15 protein-coding genes are annotated in these 16,310 nt (G+C 48.8%); all 15 read right to left on the reverse strand.

What is annotated here, in order from left to right; all coding sequences use genetic code 11:
• Positions 1–146 precede the first annotated feature (146 nt).
• Positions 147–908, reverse strand: a complete 762-nt coding sequence (locus tag DOQ08_RS06220) for a WecB/TagA/CpsF family glycosyltransferase (RefSeq protein WP_165823624.1) — start codon at positions 906–908, stop codon at positions 147–149.
• Entirely contained in the window at positions 889–1,881 is a 993-nt protein-coding gene (locus tag DOQ08_RS06225) for a glycosyltransferase (protein WP_114334054.1), read from the reverse strand. The genes DOQ08_RS06220 and DOQ08_RS06225 overlap by 20 nt, the downstream gene beginning before the upstream one ends.
• The gene (locus DOQ08_RS06230; RefSeq protein WP_114334055.1) at positions 1,869–3,203 is read right to left on the reverse strand and encodes an O-antigen polysaccharide polymerase Wzy; all 1,335 of its coding nucleotides are present in this window, start codon (positions 3,201–3,203) and stop codon (positions 1,869–1,871) included. Before DOQ08_RS06230 ends, DOQ08_RS06225 begins: the two co-directional genes overlap by 13 nt.
• A 3-nt stretch (positions 3,204–3,206) precedes the next feature.
• A complete protein-coding gene (locus tag DOQ08_RS06235) occupies positions 3,207–4,535 on the reverse strand; it encodes a hypothetical protein (protein WP_114334056.1) in 1,329 nt (442 codons plus the stop codon).
• 104 nt (positions 4,536–4,639) lie between these two features.
• Positions 4,640–5,287, reverse strand: a complete 648-nt coding sequence (locus DOQ08_RS06240; protein ID WP_114334057.1) for a PIG-L deacetylase family protein — start codon at positions 5,285–5,287, stop codon at positions 4,640–4,642.
• The gene (gene pseI, locus DOQ08_RS06245) at positions 5,280–6,329 is read right to left on the reverse strand and encodes a pseudaminic acid synthase (RefSeq protein WP_114334058.1); all 1,050 of its coding nucleotides are present in this window, start codon (positions 6,327–6,329) and stop codon (positions 5,280–5,282) included. The genes DOQ08_RS06240 and pseI overlap by 8 nt, the downstream gene beginning before the upstream one ends.
• A gap of 9 nt (positions 6,330–6,338) precedes the next feature.
• Positions 6,339–7,022 (reverse strand): methionyl-tRNA formyltransferase, encoded by a 684-nt coding sequence (locus tag DOQ08_RS06250; protein ID WP_114334059.1) that lies wholly within the window; start codon positions 7,020–7,022, stop codon positions 6,339–6,341.
• A 9-nt stretch (positions 7,023–7,031) separates the two neighbouring features.
• Positions 7,032–7,571, reverse strand: coding sequence for a UDP-4-amino-4,6-dideoxy-N-acetyl-beta-L-altrosamine N-acetyltransferase (gene pseH, locus DOQ08_RS06255; protein WP_114334060.1), 540 nt, complete (start codon positions 7,569–7,571; stop codon positions 7,032–7,034).
• Positions 7,558–8,667 carry a UDP-2,4-diacetamido-2,4,6-trideoxy-beta-L-altropyranose hydrolase gene (pseG, locus tag DOQ08_RS06260; RefSeq protein WP_114334061.1) on the reverse strand — a complete coding sequence of 370 codons (1,110 nt, stop codon included), beginning with the start codon at positions 8,665–8,667 and terminating at the stop codon, positions 7,558–7,560. Before pseG ends, pseH begins: the two co-directional genes overlap by 14 nt.
• Positions 8,667–9,374, reverse strand: coding sequence for a pseudaminic acid cytidylyltransferase (pseF, locus tag DOQ08_RS06265; RefSeq protein ID WP_114334062.1), 708 nt, complete (start codon positions 9,372–9,374; stop codon positions 8,667–8,669). Before pseF ends, pseG begins: the two co-directional genes overlap by 1 nt.
• The gene (gene pseC / locus DOQ08_RS06270) at positions 9,371–10,534 is read right to left on the reverse strand and encodes a UDP-4-amino-4,6-dideoxy-N-acetyl-beta-L-altrosamine transaminase (RefSeq protein WP_114334063.1); all 1,164 of its coding nucleotides are present in this window, start codon (positions 10,532–10,534) and stop codon (positions 9,371–9,373) included. The genes pseF and pseC overlap by 4 nt, the downstream gene beginning before the upstream one ends.
• Before the next feature lie 2 nt (positions 10,535–10,536).
• Positions 10,537–11,535: a UDP-N-acetylglucosamine 4,6-dehydratase (inverting) gene (gene pseB, locus DOQ08_RS06275; protein ID WP_114334064.1), complete on the reverse strand. Its 999-nt coding sequence runs from the start codon at positions 11,533–11,535 to the stop codon at positions 10,537–10,539.
• A gap of 39 nt (positions 11,536–11,574) precedes the next feature.
• Entirely contained in the window at positions 11,575–12,816 is a 1,242-nt protein-coding gene (locus DOQ08_RS06280) for a lipopolysaccharide biosynthesis protein (protein ID WP_114334065.1), read from the reverse strand.
• Complete coding sequence (locus DOQ08_RS06285; RefSeq protein ID WP_114334066.1) at positions 12,816–13,793, reverse strand: Wzz/FepE/Etk N-terminal domain-containing protein; 978 nt, start codon at positions 13,791–13,793, stop codon at positions 12,816–12,818. Before DOQ08_RS06285 ends, DOQ08_RS06280 begins: the two co-directional genes overlap by 1 nt.
• A complete protein-coding gene (locus tag DOQ08_RS06290; protein ID WP_114334067.1) occupies positions 13,793–16,279 on the reverse strand; it encodes an SLBB domain-containing protein in 2,487 nt (828 codons plus the stop codon). Before DOQ08_RS06290 ends, DOQ08_RS06285 begins: the two co-directional genes overlap by 1 nt.
• Positions 16,280–16,310 lie beyond the last annotated feature (31 nt).

The raw sequence follows: 16,310 nt of genomic DNA on the forward strand, positions 1-16,310 counted from the left end.
ATTTAAATCACTCCAATAAGAAGCGATTTTAAAAAAATCAAAAACCAACCTACCTTAGGGCGAGGGCGCGGAAATTGGGATGACCAACCTTAAATTGCTTAGCCGCCAAACCACGCTTAAATACCAAACTAACCCCAATGGTCACTTCAGTCCGAGAGACGAAACCTAGATCTCAAATTATAGATAACAACCAAAAGGAACAGCCTAGGACCAGCTAAAAAGTACCTTTTAAAGAGCCTGCGCGGGCTATTGACAAATCGATAAAACCATTCCATGCGAACTATCCTTAATATTCTTGGAGCCCTCTTTTCTAAACCAACGAAAAAATTAAAGAAAGCACCAACGCATATCGCAGCACCCTGAAACCCGGCATCCCTAAGCTCTTGGACGAAGTTTTCTTGGAGCGGATTCCCCATTGCAACAAATATAACTTCTACGTTTTTCTCTATAATATCGTTTATTACGGCATGTTTCTCTTGTTCATTTCGAAAAAAACCGGAGTATAAGCAACCCAAATTCACATCATAAGAACCGCTCAGCCTTTGGCGCACGAGATTATGCAAATCGCTGTCGCCACCAACTATTGAAACACTAGCCTCCGGATCCAACAAGTCCAAAACCTTCGGACACACATCAGTACCATTAAGGTTAGCTTTGAACCGCTTTCCGTTAAACAGGATATTACAAAGATCAAGAAAAATACCATCTGGAAAGATGAAAACGTTCTCATTTTTTAAATCAAGATCTAATTTTCTGTTATAGTAATAATCCAAAAGATTCGAATTGAGAAAAACCAATGTAAACGGTAGCCCATTTTCTAAAGAATGGGCGATCAAATCGATTGCATTATCGAAGTCTTCTGAAACAATACCAACGTCAAATATAAAATCACGTCGCATAAGATCCATAGGCACACTCAAGTTCGTCAAGTGGGAAAATGTTATGATATCCCGATTCTTGGAGATCCCGAAAAACCCCAACATCATTCGAAAATATCGGCAAACCATAGCGAGCCGCCTCGATGAGGGGCCGCCCAAACCCCTCGTAGTGCGACGGAAAAACAAAGGCATCAACACTACGATACATTAAATCGATAAATGAATTTGTAACATTAACATGAAAACTTATTAGATCTGCAACACCAAGGCTCTGACATAATGCTCTCAATTCACCAAGCATTTTAAAATTTCCGCAGTTGCCTACAAAGTGAACTTCAATCGAGTTCTCTTTGAGAAAATTCGCGTACTTCGAAATAAAACTAGAGTGACCTTTCGACGGGTAATCAAATCCCGAGACATACAGGAGTTTCACCGACTTTCCGGAGCCATCTATTCTGCATGGTGAGTTTAAAATAGTTAATATATTCTTCTGTCCAGGTGAAACTCTCTCTACATCCGCCTTGGTTCTTGATGAGACGCACACTACATAATTAACTTTCGACAACAACTTCTTAATCCAAGTTCGCCGGAAAAAATCCTTCATCAACCCATATCTTCGAACATAAAACTCACCTAAATCATGGACAACCACTCCAATTGGCCCCCTTCCAAGCCAGGCGCATAATAGAGCAGGCAGATCTTCCGAGGAAAAAATATACTCTCGCCCCCCTCTTTTCCCCATAATCTTAAAACAATAAATAGATAAAAGAATCCATTTCATGGCTCGATTCGAAATTCTTGGAAGCTTAACGAATTTCACATCCGGCACTAGCCCTTCCTTCTTACCTTGGAGGAAGTAATCTTTCGTAGAAAACAAAACCACCTTTGAGCCACGCTTTGACAACTCATCCAAGAGATCGAAACCGTAGTAAAAAAGGCCATTTTTCTGGCCTCCCTGCTTTAAACAAAAAACGTAAACAACTGGCGCTGTCAAGTAAGGCATGATTCTCCAAGCTTTCTATTCGAAAAAATATACACAGAAATCGATAAAAAAGTCAGCAAAAAAAATATGAAAATAAGATTATAGAAAAAAGCATCAAGACCTCCTCTATTTAGAAATACGACACCAGGTGCCAACCAAATAAAAAAGGCTTTAGAAAAAACCGTCTTCGATTCTCTGATTAAAGATATCAAATTTGTAGAGAAAGCAGTATGAACGAAAACTAAAACCAAAGCTCCAAAAGGGCCGAACAAAAACATTCCTTCACCAATCAGCCCAGGAACTCTTGAAAAAACTTCTTCACCACCAAGATCACCGGCAACCCCAAATGTCAATTGCTTTTCAGGGAAAAACTCTCTGGGAATAAACCGAATCACTGTATCCAATAATTCACCGCCCATGCTTGGTCCTTCAACGAAGGAGTGCTTGATGGCTATCACGTAAGGCTTAATGTCTCCCAATGCGCCAAAGAAAATATACAAAAATTTCGCAACACTTAGGGATATTTCTCCTGAAGCGCGGTAAGCGCCCAAAACTGTGAACAAGAATACCAGCAATAGCGAGAACACTAGCCCAACTTTAAATGATATAATCCCTCTAAGATAATAAACAAACATTAAAGGCAAAACGAAGACAGCGATCGAAGAACGATGTCCAGTCAATGCGAAAGCAGCGTAGGATAAGAGCAAACACCCAACAATATGCAGAAAAAAATCATCTTTAAATCGCAGCACTATCACAAAAAACAAATATGAACCTACAATCTTGACAAGAGCAATTTTTAGCCCGCTTCCAGCCTGCGCGTGTATTCTTTCCACATCAAATCCGCCTTCACTGAAAGACAAGTCCCCCTGAAGGCTAACTACCAAAACTGAAATAACAAAAACATAGAATAAAGACTTTGTTTGACCCTTATTTAAGCTAGGCCTGATGTGCTGATTTAAGTCAAGAACCTCGCGAATAATACGGACTTTACTCCTAAAAACAACTAGATAGAGCGCGCATGAATACAAGAAAAAAACAGAAAATATGTATATTGAAATATTTAAATACTTTGGAAACTGCAGATCCAAGCCGTAGAGCCCGAACGCTCGATCAGCCAGAATAGGACCAATATAATATAAAAAGAAAAACAGAAAAAAGCAGAATGTAACAATATCTTTTTTGATTGAAGAAACCACAAGCACAAGCATTAGGGCCAAAGTTGAAACAGGCAAGCAAAATGCAAATATCCAGCTTGGTAACTGGCCTAAGTAAGGCAAAGACGAAAGAGCCATAAAAACAAGGGAAAGCCCTATAACCGCCACTATCTCTGAAAGTTTCATCTTTTAGATCATTCTCTTCAATGCTCGGGCTATATTCTGGATATTGGATGGCTCCATACAGCTTGGTAATCTGATAGGATCACCAACTTGCCCTTCCATCGAATATTTTTCTAACCAAGCAGTTAACTGTAGAGAAGGGTTTTCTTTCGAACTCAATGATTCAGTAATTAAGGACTTAATTCCTTTATATTTTAGATCAGAAATCGAGACTCTTTGGCACAGAGGATGGCAGTTAAAAAAACAATTAGAAAAGGTGAAGGATGGCACCCCCATTAATGCAGCCTCATATGCTGATGTGCCAGAAATCGTAAATACGGCCCTTGCGCCCCGGATAAGGCTGTACGAATCAGTTGAAACTTTAGCAAAGAAAAGGTTTGGATGACCTTTTAAGCGCGCATAAAATAGAGGAGATCGATCACCAACCGCATTTGAATGCTCCTTTACTATCAAATCCCAGCTATCTGGAAGTGCCGTCCATAAGCGTTTAATTAATGCCTCTTGGTCACTAAAGTAACTCCCGATTACGTCAACTGATGCTTCTGGCTGTTTATGTAGGGTATATAGGATATAAGGACGATCTAATTGGAGATGATCAAACTTCTTTTCTATCAATCCATATGCATCCCTGTAAAAGCCTTCTTTCATACGGGCCACGAACCATTTGATCCAGGAAGAAAATTTGGTCTGGTCCTCTGGGTCAACATTTTTATTATGTATCATCGATGTAAACAGTTTCTTAACTCTATAAGTAGCACTGGTTGTTTTTTTTATTTTCTCATCGTTGTATTTCAGATATTTAGGTTTCTTAGCTTTAACTTCATCTATCAAATCACCTGTTTCTAAAGCAATTGCTTTTGACTGCTCCTCGTCGGTAAAAAAGGCAATTCTGTTGTCTGGAATCCTAATCGTATGAGGGTTGACATATGTGACCCCAAACAATTCCGATGCGAGCCTCGAAATTAAGAGCTCATGCGCCCAAGTTAACTCACCTATAATCAGGTTTACGTTGCACGATCGCAAATAGCGCTCTATCTTAATCGCCTGTGACTGTAATAATTTCTTATTTCTAGCCGAATCAGTTAAAATTCTATCGATAGCAAGGATCTCATTGACATTGATGTCAACATTTTGACTCGGATTATCAAATGTCTCTAGATCATCAGGACTCAAATATAAGATATCTGAGGCGGGCATATCAGAGATAATCTTTTTCCTCAACTCTTTACTTGTCGTAATCCAACTTATTAAATAGCCTTCAGATTTAAGTGCTTTGGCAATTTCCAGATAAAAGAATGTCTTTTCAAAATTTGCTATAAAACAAATTGTTTTCATCACATTTCCAAAAATAATGACAAGCGCCTCAAACCTCAGGGTTCAATCCGAACGTTTACAGTGGATCCGAGGAGTGAATGGAAAGTTCGAATATAACAAGAAAACTAAAAGTATTGTCGAGTATTCGTCCAGGAGGGGGGGGGGGGGNCAGACTGCCTCGCACTATTTTCTAAGGATCTGGAGTGAGGAGTGTCTCTCATCTCCATTTTGTAAGCACGTAATGCTTCGGACTTCTGAACAGAATAGTTTGAAATGTCAACGAACACATTGGGAATAAATGGTGCGACACCCGGGGTATTCCATTCAGTCGCTGAGAGTACTTCAAAGGCATAGATTTCTTTGACCGAAGCGTCCGGTGCCGGCCGACAAGCTGTTAATACTGCCTGATGCGTTATCCTATGATCGATATTTAGGTCACCGTGGTGATGTGTATACACAATTTGAGGCTCAACTTTTTTAAGCACACTTTCAAGGCTTTGAACAATATCTAACAAAGGAACACTATCCATCCGATTGTCTGGAAATCCGAGCATATACGCTTTGGTTATTCCCAGTATCTTGTGGGCTTTTTCTGCAGCTGCATTCCGCTGCTCTAACTCTTCAGTTGTGGCACCTGGGCGTGACGTTACTCCATCCGCCAGAAAAACAGCGTAAACGATATCTCCTTCCGCCACGTGGCGAGCTATGGTGCCTCCGCAGCCTAGAGCCTCGTCATCAGTATGGGCTGCAACCACTAGAACGGTTTTACTCATTAAAAAGCTCCCAACTGGTTGGAGTACCGCGCGTTACGTCGTTTTTTAGCGTTTTTCCGATGAGGGTTCTGAAGTATTTGGGCTCAATACCAATTCCCGGCCGGATTCTACGAATATCTTTTTCTTGAATCGTCTCACCAGCCTTCATGTCGCGCATGAAGTATATGGAACGACGAAAGATCCGGTTCTGCTCTTCAGCTTTTTGGCGACCATAACCTATCTTGCCGATAGCGAGTTTAGCCTGGCGGGTTTCTAGGCATAGGCGTTCAAGCTCTTCCGGCTCTATCGAGAAACCGCTATCGGGGCCACCATCCTCTCGATTCAAGATAAAGTGCTTTTCGATCAGACAGGCTCCCAGAGCAACCGCTGCTACAGAGGCAGTGGTGCCAAGCGTATGGTCAGACAACCCTGGTATGGCCTGAAAGCGATTACCCAGCTCGTTGACCTGTGCGATGTTCGCCTGCTCCATGGGCGCGGGATAGCTGCTAATGCAATGAAGCAGAACCAGTTCTTCACAGCCTGCATTTCTGGCTGTCGCAACCGCTTCCTCAATTTCCTCTTCGCTGGCCATACCTGTCGACATAATCATGGGCTTGCCAGTTTTGGCTACGTATTCGATCAGGGGGAGGTCGGTTACTTCAAAAGAGGCGATTTTATAGGCGGGAGCATCCAGCTCTTCGAGCAGATCCACCGCGGTTTCATCGAACGGTGTCGAGAAAACGGTAATTCCGATTTTACGGGCATGCTCGAACATCGCCTTGTGCCACTCGAATGGTGTTTCTGCCCACTTGTAGAGGTCGTAGAGCTTAAAGCCATCCCATGGCCCGCCTTTAATCAAAAACTCAGGGCGGTCGGAGTCTATGGTCATGGTGTCTGCGGTATAGGTCTGGAGCTTGATCGCAGATGCACCACGCTTTTTGGCTTCATCTATAGTGGCCAGGGCGTGTTCCAAAGAACCATTGTGGTTCGCAGATAACTCAGCAATGATGTAGGGGGGATGATCTGGTCCGATCTTCACTCCATCAATAACAACATCTTTCATAACTGTTCCTTACCTAGATTTCTTTGTAATTCGCACAGATGCTTTCAACTCTTTTTCGCCCACTTCAGCGTCTGAAAACTCAATAACAAACTCGCCGCAAGTGATAAAAGCAGGCGGGTAGGTTGGCGCATCCAGCATTCGTATGTGGTCGTATAGGTCGTGAATACTGCCGTCGATCGGCAATTCACTTTGAGCAGGCTTTCTACGTTTAAAGATAGTGGGGGTACCCTGCTGAGGGGTGGGCTTAGGCTGAGTTTCAATCATCCACCTGATGATATCAAAGCTTAACTCTCCGGCCCGTTTGTAAATCTCTGCTGCGGTGCCGCTGAGAGACATATCCTTCTTAGTGTAAACCGGCCCAGCATCCATTTCCTCAACCATTCGCAGCGCTGTTAACTTGGTTGAAGTATGCCCTCGAACGATCAGGTTCTGGAGCGGGCTGCCCCCCCGGCCATAGGGCACATCTGTCATGTGAAAACATATACATTCATAATTCTTCCACACTTGCTCGGGTACCAGCCAATTCCAGTGTAGAAAAAAGATGTATCGAATGTTCTGCCCTTTACCAATGATTTCTTCAAGTTCAGCAGGGTTGTTAGCCCATACGTATCGTTCCTTACCAGGAAGCAGGTCAGCAGCCTGGGAGTGATGCCACGGTTTTGAGGTGGCGAGGATGTAGGTATTCGTGTTCAAGGGAGTTGCCTATAAGCTGTTGTTCGATGAGCTTGCCGTCAATACTTTGCGATGCTCGGCCCACTCAGCGGCAAGCAGTCCAAAACGAGTCACTGACTGAAAACCTTCTTCACCGAGATATTGATCCCGAAAGACCCCTTCCACTTCGAACCCAAGTTTCCGGTGAAATCGAAGACTCCTTTCGTTCTTCTCCAGTACTTCTGCATTGAGTTTGTGGAAATCTAACTCCCTGAAGTAGAGATCAATCGCCTCTATACCCATTCTCGTCCCAGTGCCCGGTTGCGCCTCAGGGTCTGCATAGAAGCCCCAAAATGCGTTTTTTGAGGCGTGGTCCATATCTGTGAAATATACGATTCCTGCGGGGCGGTTTTCGTGCGTTTCGTAAATCAACCACAAACAGTCATCCTTTTGAGCTTGACGCCGGAACCATGCCCGGTGTTGATCAAACAGAATAACGGATTGCGAAAACATGCTCTGCCGAATCGACGGATGGTTGCGCCAGCTTAACATCAGCTCCAGATCTGCTTCCTCAATCTTACGCAGCGGCATGTAAACTTTGCTCCATCGCTTTTACCAGTCGCCATGCTCCATTGCCGTCAACAATGGCTCGCATTGCTTTTGATTGAGCGGAGGTGCAGTGTGTATTTTTCAACATACTTGCCAAAGATCTGCTGATGTCGTCAACAGTTACCTTTTCGGCAGGTCCCATAAAATGGACGAGCGACAGACGGCCCAGTTCCTGGTTTATTTTCTCCTGGTTACGCGCCACGCTCACTACAATTGCGGGTAACCCCAAACACATTCGCTCCCAGTTCGTTGCCCCACCGGCACCTAGCATCAGGTCTGCTCTTACCATCAGTGCAGACAGGCTGGGGAGTCCCGAATAGAGCCTTGCCCCTTCTTGGCGATCTACCATCTTCTGAACGATATCGGGCGAGGGGTGATTATTTCCAATGACCACATCTATCGACAGACGTTTGTATGAGGGGCAGGCCAGGGCCTCAAGATACCGTTCCGTAAGATGGTGCGGATCGCTCCCCCCTACAAAAATCAGAACTCTCGACACACATCCATCACGCTGCGGCAAAGCGCTGGCTAATATTCGATACTCCTGGCTCAAAAGAGCATATTGGGGCCCCAAGAGCAGACGGCAATCCCGGTTTATTAAGTCCTGATACCGCTCCTTTATCTGATTTCCCAGCGCATTCTGATCCAGAAGAATATCTGCCTGATGTTCTCGATCAGCCAGATCGTCAATCACCAATATACGTTTAACCTTACTGGCAATTTGTCGCTCCCACCGCGAATCCAGCGCATAATGATCGGCGACTAACCAATCGACTTTTTGACCGGACAGAACTCTATTTGTTTGTTCCGCATCTTGCTGCCATGGAACCCCCAACCATTCAGCATGCGTAAGTAGATTATCGCTTTCATTCTCCAGATCGGTCGGAATCTTATGAGTCAACAGATGAAGCTCATACCCGCGTTGAGTAATCAGCTCGGACAGACATCCCGGATGATCCCGGCAGATAAAGAGGCATTCATGCCCCTGAGCACGCAGCGCGTCCGCCAGGGTAAGGCAGCGCATAACATGGCCGGTGCCAATTCGAACGGAAGCATCTGCCCGGAATGCTATCCGCATTATTCAGTGCCCTGCTCTTGCATGGCTTTAAACAGCCACTCGGCTCGTACCCAGTCTTCCGGTGTATCGATATCCTGAACCCTATGCCGCGGGAGCGTTACAGGTGCGGCATCCTCCGAAAAGATGAGGCGTTCTTCTTTCCAGGCTTGGGCTGTTCCCCAATAGAACTGGCCAGCATCGTGCCAGGCTTCTTCAAGATCCTGGGATCGAGTCTGGAAGTGTTCCGGATTGAACATGGCTACTCGCCCGCTACCTGTGATGCGAATGGCACGCTGGATAGGGAAAGCGTAGCTGGTTACCGAAAAGGCATAGCTGCAGACTTCGCTTTCCAGCAGTTGCTGGCCCCGATTCAGATCTTCAGGGGAAACAAATGGGGCGGTCGCGTAGATACAGCAAGCTTGTGACACCGCGCAGCCATTGTCGGCCAGCCATTCAACCGCATGCCGAATGACGGGGATGGTTCCGGTGTAGTCGTCTGAGAGTTGGGCCGGGCGCATAAAGGGGGTTTCAGCCCCGTGTTGCCGGGCAACCGCAGCAATTTCCTCATCGTCCGTCGACACGATCACCCGGTCAAAACAGCCACTTTCCAGCGCGGCATCAATAGACCAGGCAATCATCGGTTTGCCGCAGAACTCTTTAATGTTTTTGCGTGGAATTCGCTTGCTGCCCCCGCGGGCGGGAATGATTGCTACAGCACTCACTATCACTCTCCCGCCAGCGCATTGCGAAGCGCCGAAACCACTTCGTCTTGCTGATCGTCGGTCAGGCCCTGAAACATTGGCAAGCTGATGGCTTCCCAGTAATAGGCCATGGACTGCGGAAAACTCTCTGGCTTAAAACCCATCAACTCATAGTACGGCTGCGTGTGCACGGGAATGTAGTGCAGGTTGACGCCAATTCCCTGTGCCCTCAGAGATTCAAAGACCTTTCTGTGCGTACGGGAGATACAGTCTAACTTCAAACGGATCACATAAAGGTGCAAGCCTGAGTAACTGTCCGGGTGTTGCCAAGGCAGCACGACGGGTAAATCCGCCAGCAGGTGGTTATACCTTTCTGCCAACTCGTGCCTACGAGCCACAAACGCATCCAGCCGCTGCATCTGGCTTACACCCAGCGCTGCCTGCAATTCTGTCATCCGGTAATTAAAGCCCAGATCCACTTGCTGGTAATACCAGGGCCCGTCAGGTTCATGGGTCATCAAGGCTGGGTCTCGGGTAATGCCGTGGCTGCGCAACAGATTCATTTTTTCCGCTAACCGCGCATCGTTGGTTACCGCCATACCTCCCTCGGCCGTCGTCACAATCTTGACCGGGTGGAAGCTGAACACAGTGATATCGCTGTAACGGCAGTTGCCGATGAACTCGTCCTGATATTTGCCGCCAATCGCGTGGGATGCGTCTTCAATTACCTTGAAGCCGTACTCTTTCGCGAGGGTACCAATCGCTTCCATGTTGCAGGGCTGGCCGCACAAGTGAACCGCCACCACCACTTTCGGCAAACGGTCTTCCTGCTTTGCCTGTTCAAGCTTTTTCTTTAGCGCAACCGGGCACAGGTTGTAGGTTTGGGGGTCGATATCCACAAAATCGACCTTCGCACCACAATACAACCCGCAGTTAGCGGAGGCTACAAAGGTAACAGGCGTGGTCCATAGCCAGTCGCCCTCCCCCAGGCCCAATGCCAGGCAGGCAATGTGCAACGCTGAAGTGGCACTGTTAACTGCCAAAGCGTAGTTAGCGCCGACATGCTGGGCTATAGACTGCTCGAATCTCGGCACCATCGGGCCCTGAGTCAGGAAGTCTGACTTCAGCACCTCCAGTACTGCATCGATATCCGCTTGGTTAATGTCCTGCTTACCGTAGGGAATCATGGTCAGATCTTGCCAATTTCGCTGTTGTGGCGATCAATCCAGGATTGCAGCTCTTCGTCTGTCATCCATTCGGTGTTGTTATCACTGGCGTACACAAAGCCTTCAGGCACCGGCTTGCCGTCTTTGATGCGCTCTTTACACGTTCCCCAATCATTGATGTTGGGCAGAATTTTGAAATGCTCGGGGTACTCGTAGGTGAAGTATGAATCCTCGGCACCAATCATCTGCTCATGCAGCTTCTCGCCCGGGCGAATACCTACGATTTCCTGCTCGGCTTCTGGGGCGACAACGCGGGCTAGATCCGTCACTTTCATGGACGGAATTTTCTTCACGTAGATCTCGCCGCCCACCATGTCTTCAAAGGCATGCCATACCAGCTCCACGCCCTGCTCCAGGCTGATCATGAAACGAGTCATACGGGGGTCGGTAATGGGCAGTACGCCTTTGTCTTTGATAGACATAAAAAACGGGATAACTGAGCCGCGGGAACCCATTACGTTGCCATACCGTACCACGGAGAACTTGGTTTGGTGGCCACCCGCGTAGGAATTACCTGCAACAAACAGCTTGTCAGAAGCCAGTTTGGTGGCACCGTACAGATTGATTGGGCTACTGGCTTTATCGGTGGAGAGAGCCACAACGCCCTTGATGCCTTTATCGATGGCGGCGTCGATCAGGTTCATGGCGCCGTGGATGTTGGTCTTAACGCACTCGAACGGGTTGTACTCGGCGGTGGGTACAATTTTGGTGGCGGCTGCATGCACTACGTAGTCCACACCATCCAGCGCCCGATATAAGCGGTCTCTGTCCCGGACATCACCAATAAAGAAGCGCAGGCGGTCGTCGCCCTGGAACAACTTCGCCATCTCCCACTGCTTCATTTCATCCCGGGAAAACACGATGATTTTCTTGGGGTTGTACTTTTCCAGGGTCATTGGAATGAATTTGTGGCCGAAGGAGCCAGTGCCGCCGGTGACGAGGATGGTGGAATTTTCGAGCATAGTCACTTTCTCTGGGTTTTACGGTAAAGATGAATGGTATCACCGCCAGTCGGCGGGTGTTAATCGGTAGAACTGGAAGGTTTTCCAGGCCAGCATAAATGCGAAGGCTGAGATCAGCCCAAAAGGCACTGCTAGTTCTCCGGCTATCGACGCCAGGGCCGCAGTACTGGCCAGGAAAACCACGAATCCGGCGATATGAGCGACAATCAGCGCTTTGTCTTTGCCCCTGGCGTACAAGCCATAATGCGGGATCATGCCGACAACGAACAGACCGGTGGAGAGAAGCAACCAGGCAAACAGATCAATACGCTCAAGATAAAGCGGTTTATCCAGCCACTGCAGTAACGGCATGGCCGCCAGCCACGCACACGCAGAGAACAGTGCAGTAAGGGCTATCGTCTGCCAGGCCAGCTGATGGTACTTTTTCCGGAACTCTGCGGCATTGTTGTTGGCATGGGCGGCGATCATAGCCGGGTAGAGAAAAGTAAACACGCCCGCATCCATAAAGCCCAGCAACGCCATGCACATACCAATAAAAAGCACGTACGCCCCGAGCACATCCAGCCCTGCGAGGGCTTCAAACCAGTACCGATCCACGGTGTAGATGCCACGCAATGCAAGTGTGGCAATCAGCATGGGAATCGCAATCTTCAGGCCTTTTTTCAGCCACCCCCAATCTACGCTTTTAAGCCATCCACCCATCGGTATTCGCCATAACACGGCAACACCAATCAACACCCCGATACTGCTGCCGGCTATCCAACCGGTAAGTACGGTTGGCAGTTCCTGGCTGGGCTCATTGAGGAACATAACTGCGACCACTGCAACACACCAGGCGCCGGCGCGGAAGAACAAAACCCAACTAGCGACCAGTTGCCGTTGCAGCGCCACTAGAAGACGGTTCAGCTCCTGGGTTATATGTTCCAATACCAGAATGGCCAGAAACCATGGGAGCAACCACCAAGGGAGCAGCTTCAGAGCGAACAAACCAACTGAGAGCGGCAGAAACACCGCGTACAAGATAATGCTGAGAGCAACCTGGCTCTTGAGCAGTTGACCTCGGTTTTCAGGCTCTGTTTTCAGGATCTCACGGGTGGTAAAGATGTAGAAATCAAAGCCCAGAAAGTAGAGCCCATAGCTGATGGTTACCGTCAGCAGGCCGTATAAGCCCAGCTCGGCGGGCTCCAAAAACCTCGCCAGCATGAAAATCAGCAGAAATTTGCTGACCAAGGTAGTGCCCCGCAGGCCGAGGTTGGTGAGCCTGATGACCAGCTGCTTCATTACGCGGTTGTATCGCCGGTATTGTTCTGGCTAGAGCTCTCACCATCGGAACCTCTGATAAAGGCTCTGATAAACACAATAAATACCCCGAGCATGCCACCCAGAAGCGTTGCAATTACGCAGATGAGCGCCCGCTTCGGTTCGGCCTTTTCCTCGGCCACAACCGCGGGGTCGACCGTTTTGAATACATACTCTTTCTGCGCATTGGCCAGCATCACTGTACGGGTTTCATTCTCGATGAGCTGGTAGAACACTTGCTGCATGCCCGCGATGTTGGTTTCGTCCAGTTTTTGCTCGAGGTACGCTATCCGGGCTTCGGCTTCTTCCACATCCTGCTTGCGCATGTGCTCGTTGATATCTTGCACCAGCTTTTCCGCCCACTCCTTTGCCAGAATCGGGGAGTAGTGCTTCACGCTCACCGTAATCATGCCGGTGTCTTTGGCTTCACTAACACTGAAGTGGTCTTCCCGGAAGGCTTCTACCATTTCCCAATCGGTAGGTTTATAGCTGTCACCATCGCTGTCGGGCAGCCATTCGCCCGTTTCGGGATTGTACTTGTCTCGGTCGTAAACCCAGTCTCCGGTGCTCTCGTTCCAGCCTTCCACAGCCATCAAAGGAACCTGCATGTCGTGGCGATGGAAAAAGCCGGTCAGAAAAGCTCGGGACTGCAAGACCTCTTTTGCGATAACGGTTTGATTGGAACCTCCACCGCCCAAGTTAATACCAGCGAGGCTGGCCAAACCTCCAAACTGACTGGCCAGACCACCCAGGCCACCACCCTCTTCCTGCGCCGGCGCTAGCAGCACGCTGGATTGGTAAATGTTGGGTTTGTAGATTGCATAGCCAACACCGGCGGCTGCAAATACCAGTGTCGTCAGAATGATTATCCATTTGCCTCGCCAGAGGGTCGCGAACAGTTCACGCAGGTCTATTTCATCGTCAGGGTAGTACGTCGGCTGTGGTGCTGTCTCCTTCATCAGAGGTTCCCCACTGCTGCGGCGCCCAGCGCCATCTGGTACACGATCTGGCTCACGTTAGTCCAGAGCTCAAGCTGATTCAGGCGGTCTAAATCAATCGGCATGATGATGGTGTCGCCGGGCTCGAGTTGTTGGTCTCTACCACCGAACCAACGGCTGCGCTCAGGTAGCATGACGGACCCATCCGCTTTGACCACGTACACTCTGTCTTCGTCAGCTTGCCGGGTCGGGCCACCGGAACGTTCAAGGTAATCATCCACACTTAAGCCAGGCTGGTGAAGGTGGCTGGTGGGGAATTGCACTTCGCCGAAGACGGACACGGCTTGAGGAATAGTCGGTATGGTTAAGGTATCGCCATCTTGCAGGCGTATAGATTGATAATCTTCATTGCTAAGTACAGAAGCCAGATCGATGACCATGCGCCCAACCGGGCGACTGCTTTGTACATCATCCAATAAATTTTCCACTTGTTTCACGCGTTCAGCGTTTTGTCCACCAAAGCTACTACCTTCTAGCTGAACTCCTAGCAAGTCACCCTGCAACCGCTCTTCTGCCTCTCTCAGACGCTGCGCTTCCAATTGGCGAAGCTTTTCTCGAGTGAATACGGCGCCCTTAGGAAACGCATTTCCCGTTAGACCGCCCGCTCGCTTAAGCACATCTTTCAAGGTTTCGCCATCTCGGAAGGTGTACTGCCCCGGGTAGTTCACTTCCCCCTTAAGACTGACGGTTCTGTTCTGGGCGAATTGTGGTATGGATTTGATTAGAATAGTGTCCCTGCTGTGGAGCTTGACGGCACTGCTGCCTGCCATAGCGTCCGCTAGGTCTAGGTCAATGATTCGCGTTTGGCCAATACCCTTTTCATCCGTGGTGTAGCGGGCCACCTCGGCTTGTTTCAATGATGCGATGTCTTTCAAACCACCGGCCACAAAGATTGCATCCGCAAGGCTGCGAGTGGCTGGTAGCGGGTATTCTCCGGGGTAGCGCACAGGCCCACTGATGCGGATGGTTTGCTCTGGCGCACCCGGTTTGGCCTGGGCTTTCAGGCGCTGGAGCACAGGGGCGAATAGGTTTTCGCGAGTATAGTTGCCACCGCTTTCGCCAGCACTGACTTTACCGGCATCCGAGAACACCAAAATTTTGTCTTTTTCTTCCAATTGCAGATCGTATTCGCTGCCCGGCTGGGTGATGGCTTCGCGCAGGCGCAAGTTCAATACTGCCACAGCGTCGGTTTTCGGGTTCGTGCGCACAATGGCTGCATAGCGTTTGTCGGCCGTGGGTTCCAGGTCGGTGTCCAGATTCTGAATAATCGAGCTCACCCGCATACCCGGCATCCAAGCGAATTTACCAGCACGGGCAGCCGCACCGCGAATTTCCACATACTGGCCGGTGATATCGGAAATCGAGGGAATGGTTATGGTGTCCCCCGCTTGAACGAGGGCATTTCGGCCTTGGCGTTGGGAGTAATCGGCTTCGACAATCACCCGCAGGAAGTCATTGTTGGTGCGTTCGATGTTGACACGCTGCGGGTAAGCCTGAGACGTCAGGCCGCCGGCGACCTGCACTAACTCCGCCAACCGGTTTTCGCTTTTCAACTCATACAATGCCGGGCGGTAGACTTCGCCATCGATGCCAACACGCTTGCCCACCGGCGGGATGAAAATAACATCGCCTGGCTGCAGGCGATTGTCGGCACTGCTGTCGCCCTTAAGCAGCAGATCGTATAGATCCAGTGTGCCTACTAACTTGCCATTACGCTTGTGCTGGATATTACGCAGGGAACCCGAGGCTTCAATGCCGCCAGACACGAACAGGGCGTTGGTAAGAGTAGACAGAGAGCTCACAGTGTAGGAGCCTGGGTTGCGGGCCTCACCAAGCACAAATACTCGGATACTACGCAGCTCGCCTAGCGATACACTCGCCTGCACTCCAATGTACTGCTCTGAAACTCGGGTTTTGATTTGTTCACGAGCTTCGTCAAAGCTAAGCCCTGCAATACTTAGCGGGCCATAGTCCGGGAAACTGATACTGCCATCCCGGCTGACGGGCAATTCCAGATTCTGATTTTCCTTGCCCCACAACTGAACACGAAGCACATCCCCTGGCCCAATCGTGTACTCAGCCGGTACCGGAATCTCAGTAACGGGAGCAAAAGTAGTCGGCTTGCCCGCAAACAGGTCGTACCCGAACGGCTTTAAGCTGTTTTTGGCATCCCCGTTCTCCGCATCCGACTCAGCTTTGGTTTCAGCAGCCTCCTGCTCGGATTTCTGGCTGATTGGCTCTACAACCTGCACTGGTTGCGGGCGGCTGGATGCATGCCCACTTCCCATCAACGCATCAAGATCAACTCCGTATTGGCTCGCAAGCGCTTCTTGTTGAGCTTTTGGTAAGCTTTTGAACTGGGCTATCTGAGCAGAAGATATCGATTGAGCCGATGCCATCATGGGCAATAGCAAAAGGATTGCGAGTAAGCGATGTTTCAGGTTCACGGTAAGAATATTCCGGTTCTGAGTTTGTAGT

Source organism: Marinobacter litoralis (assembly GCF_003336705.1).
Classification (GTDB): Bacteria; Pseudomonadota; Gammaproteobacteria; order Pseudomonadales; family Oleiphilaceae; genus Marinobacter; species Marinobacter litoralis.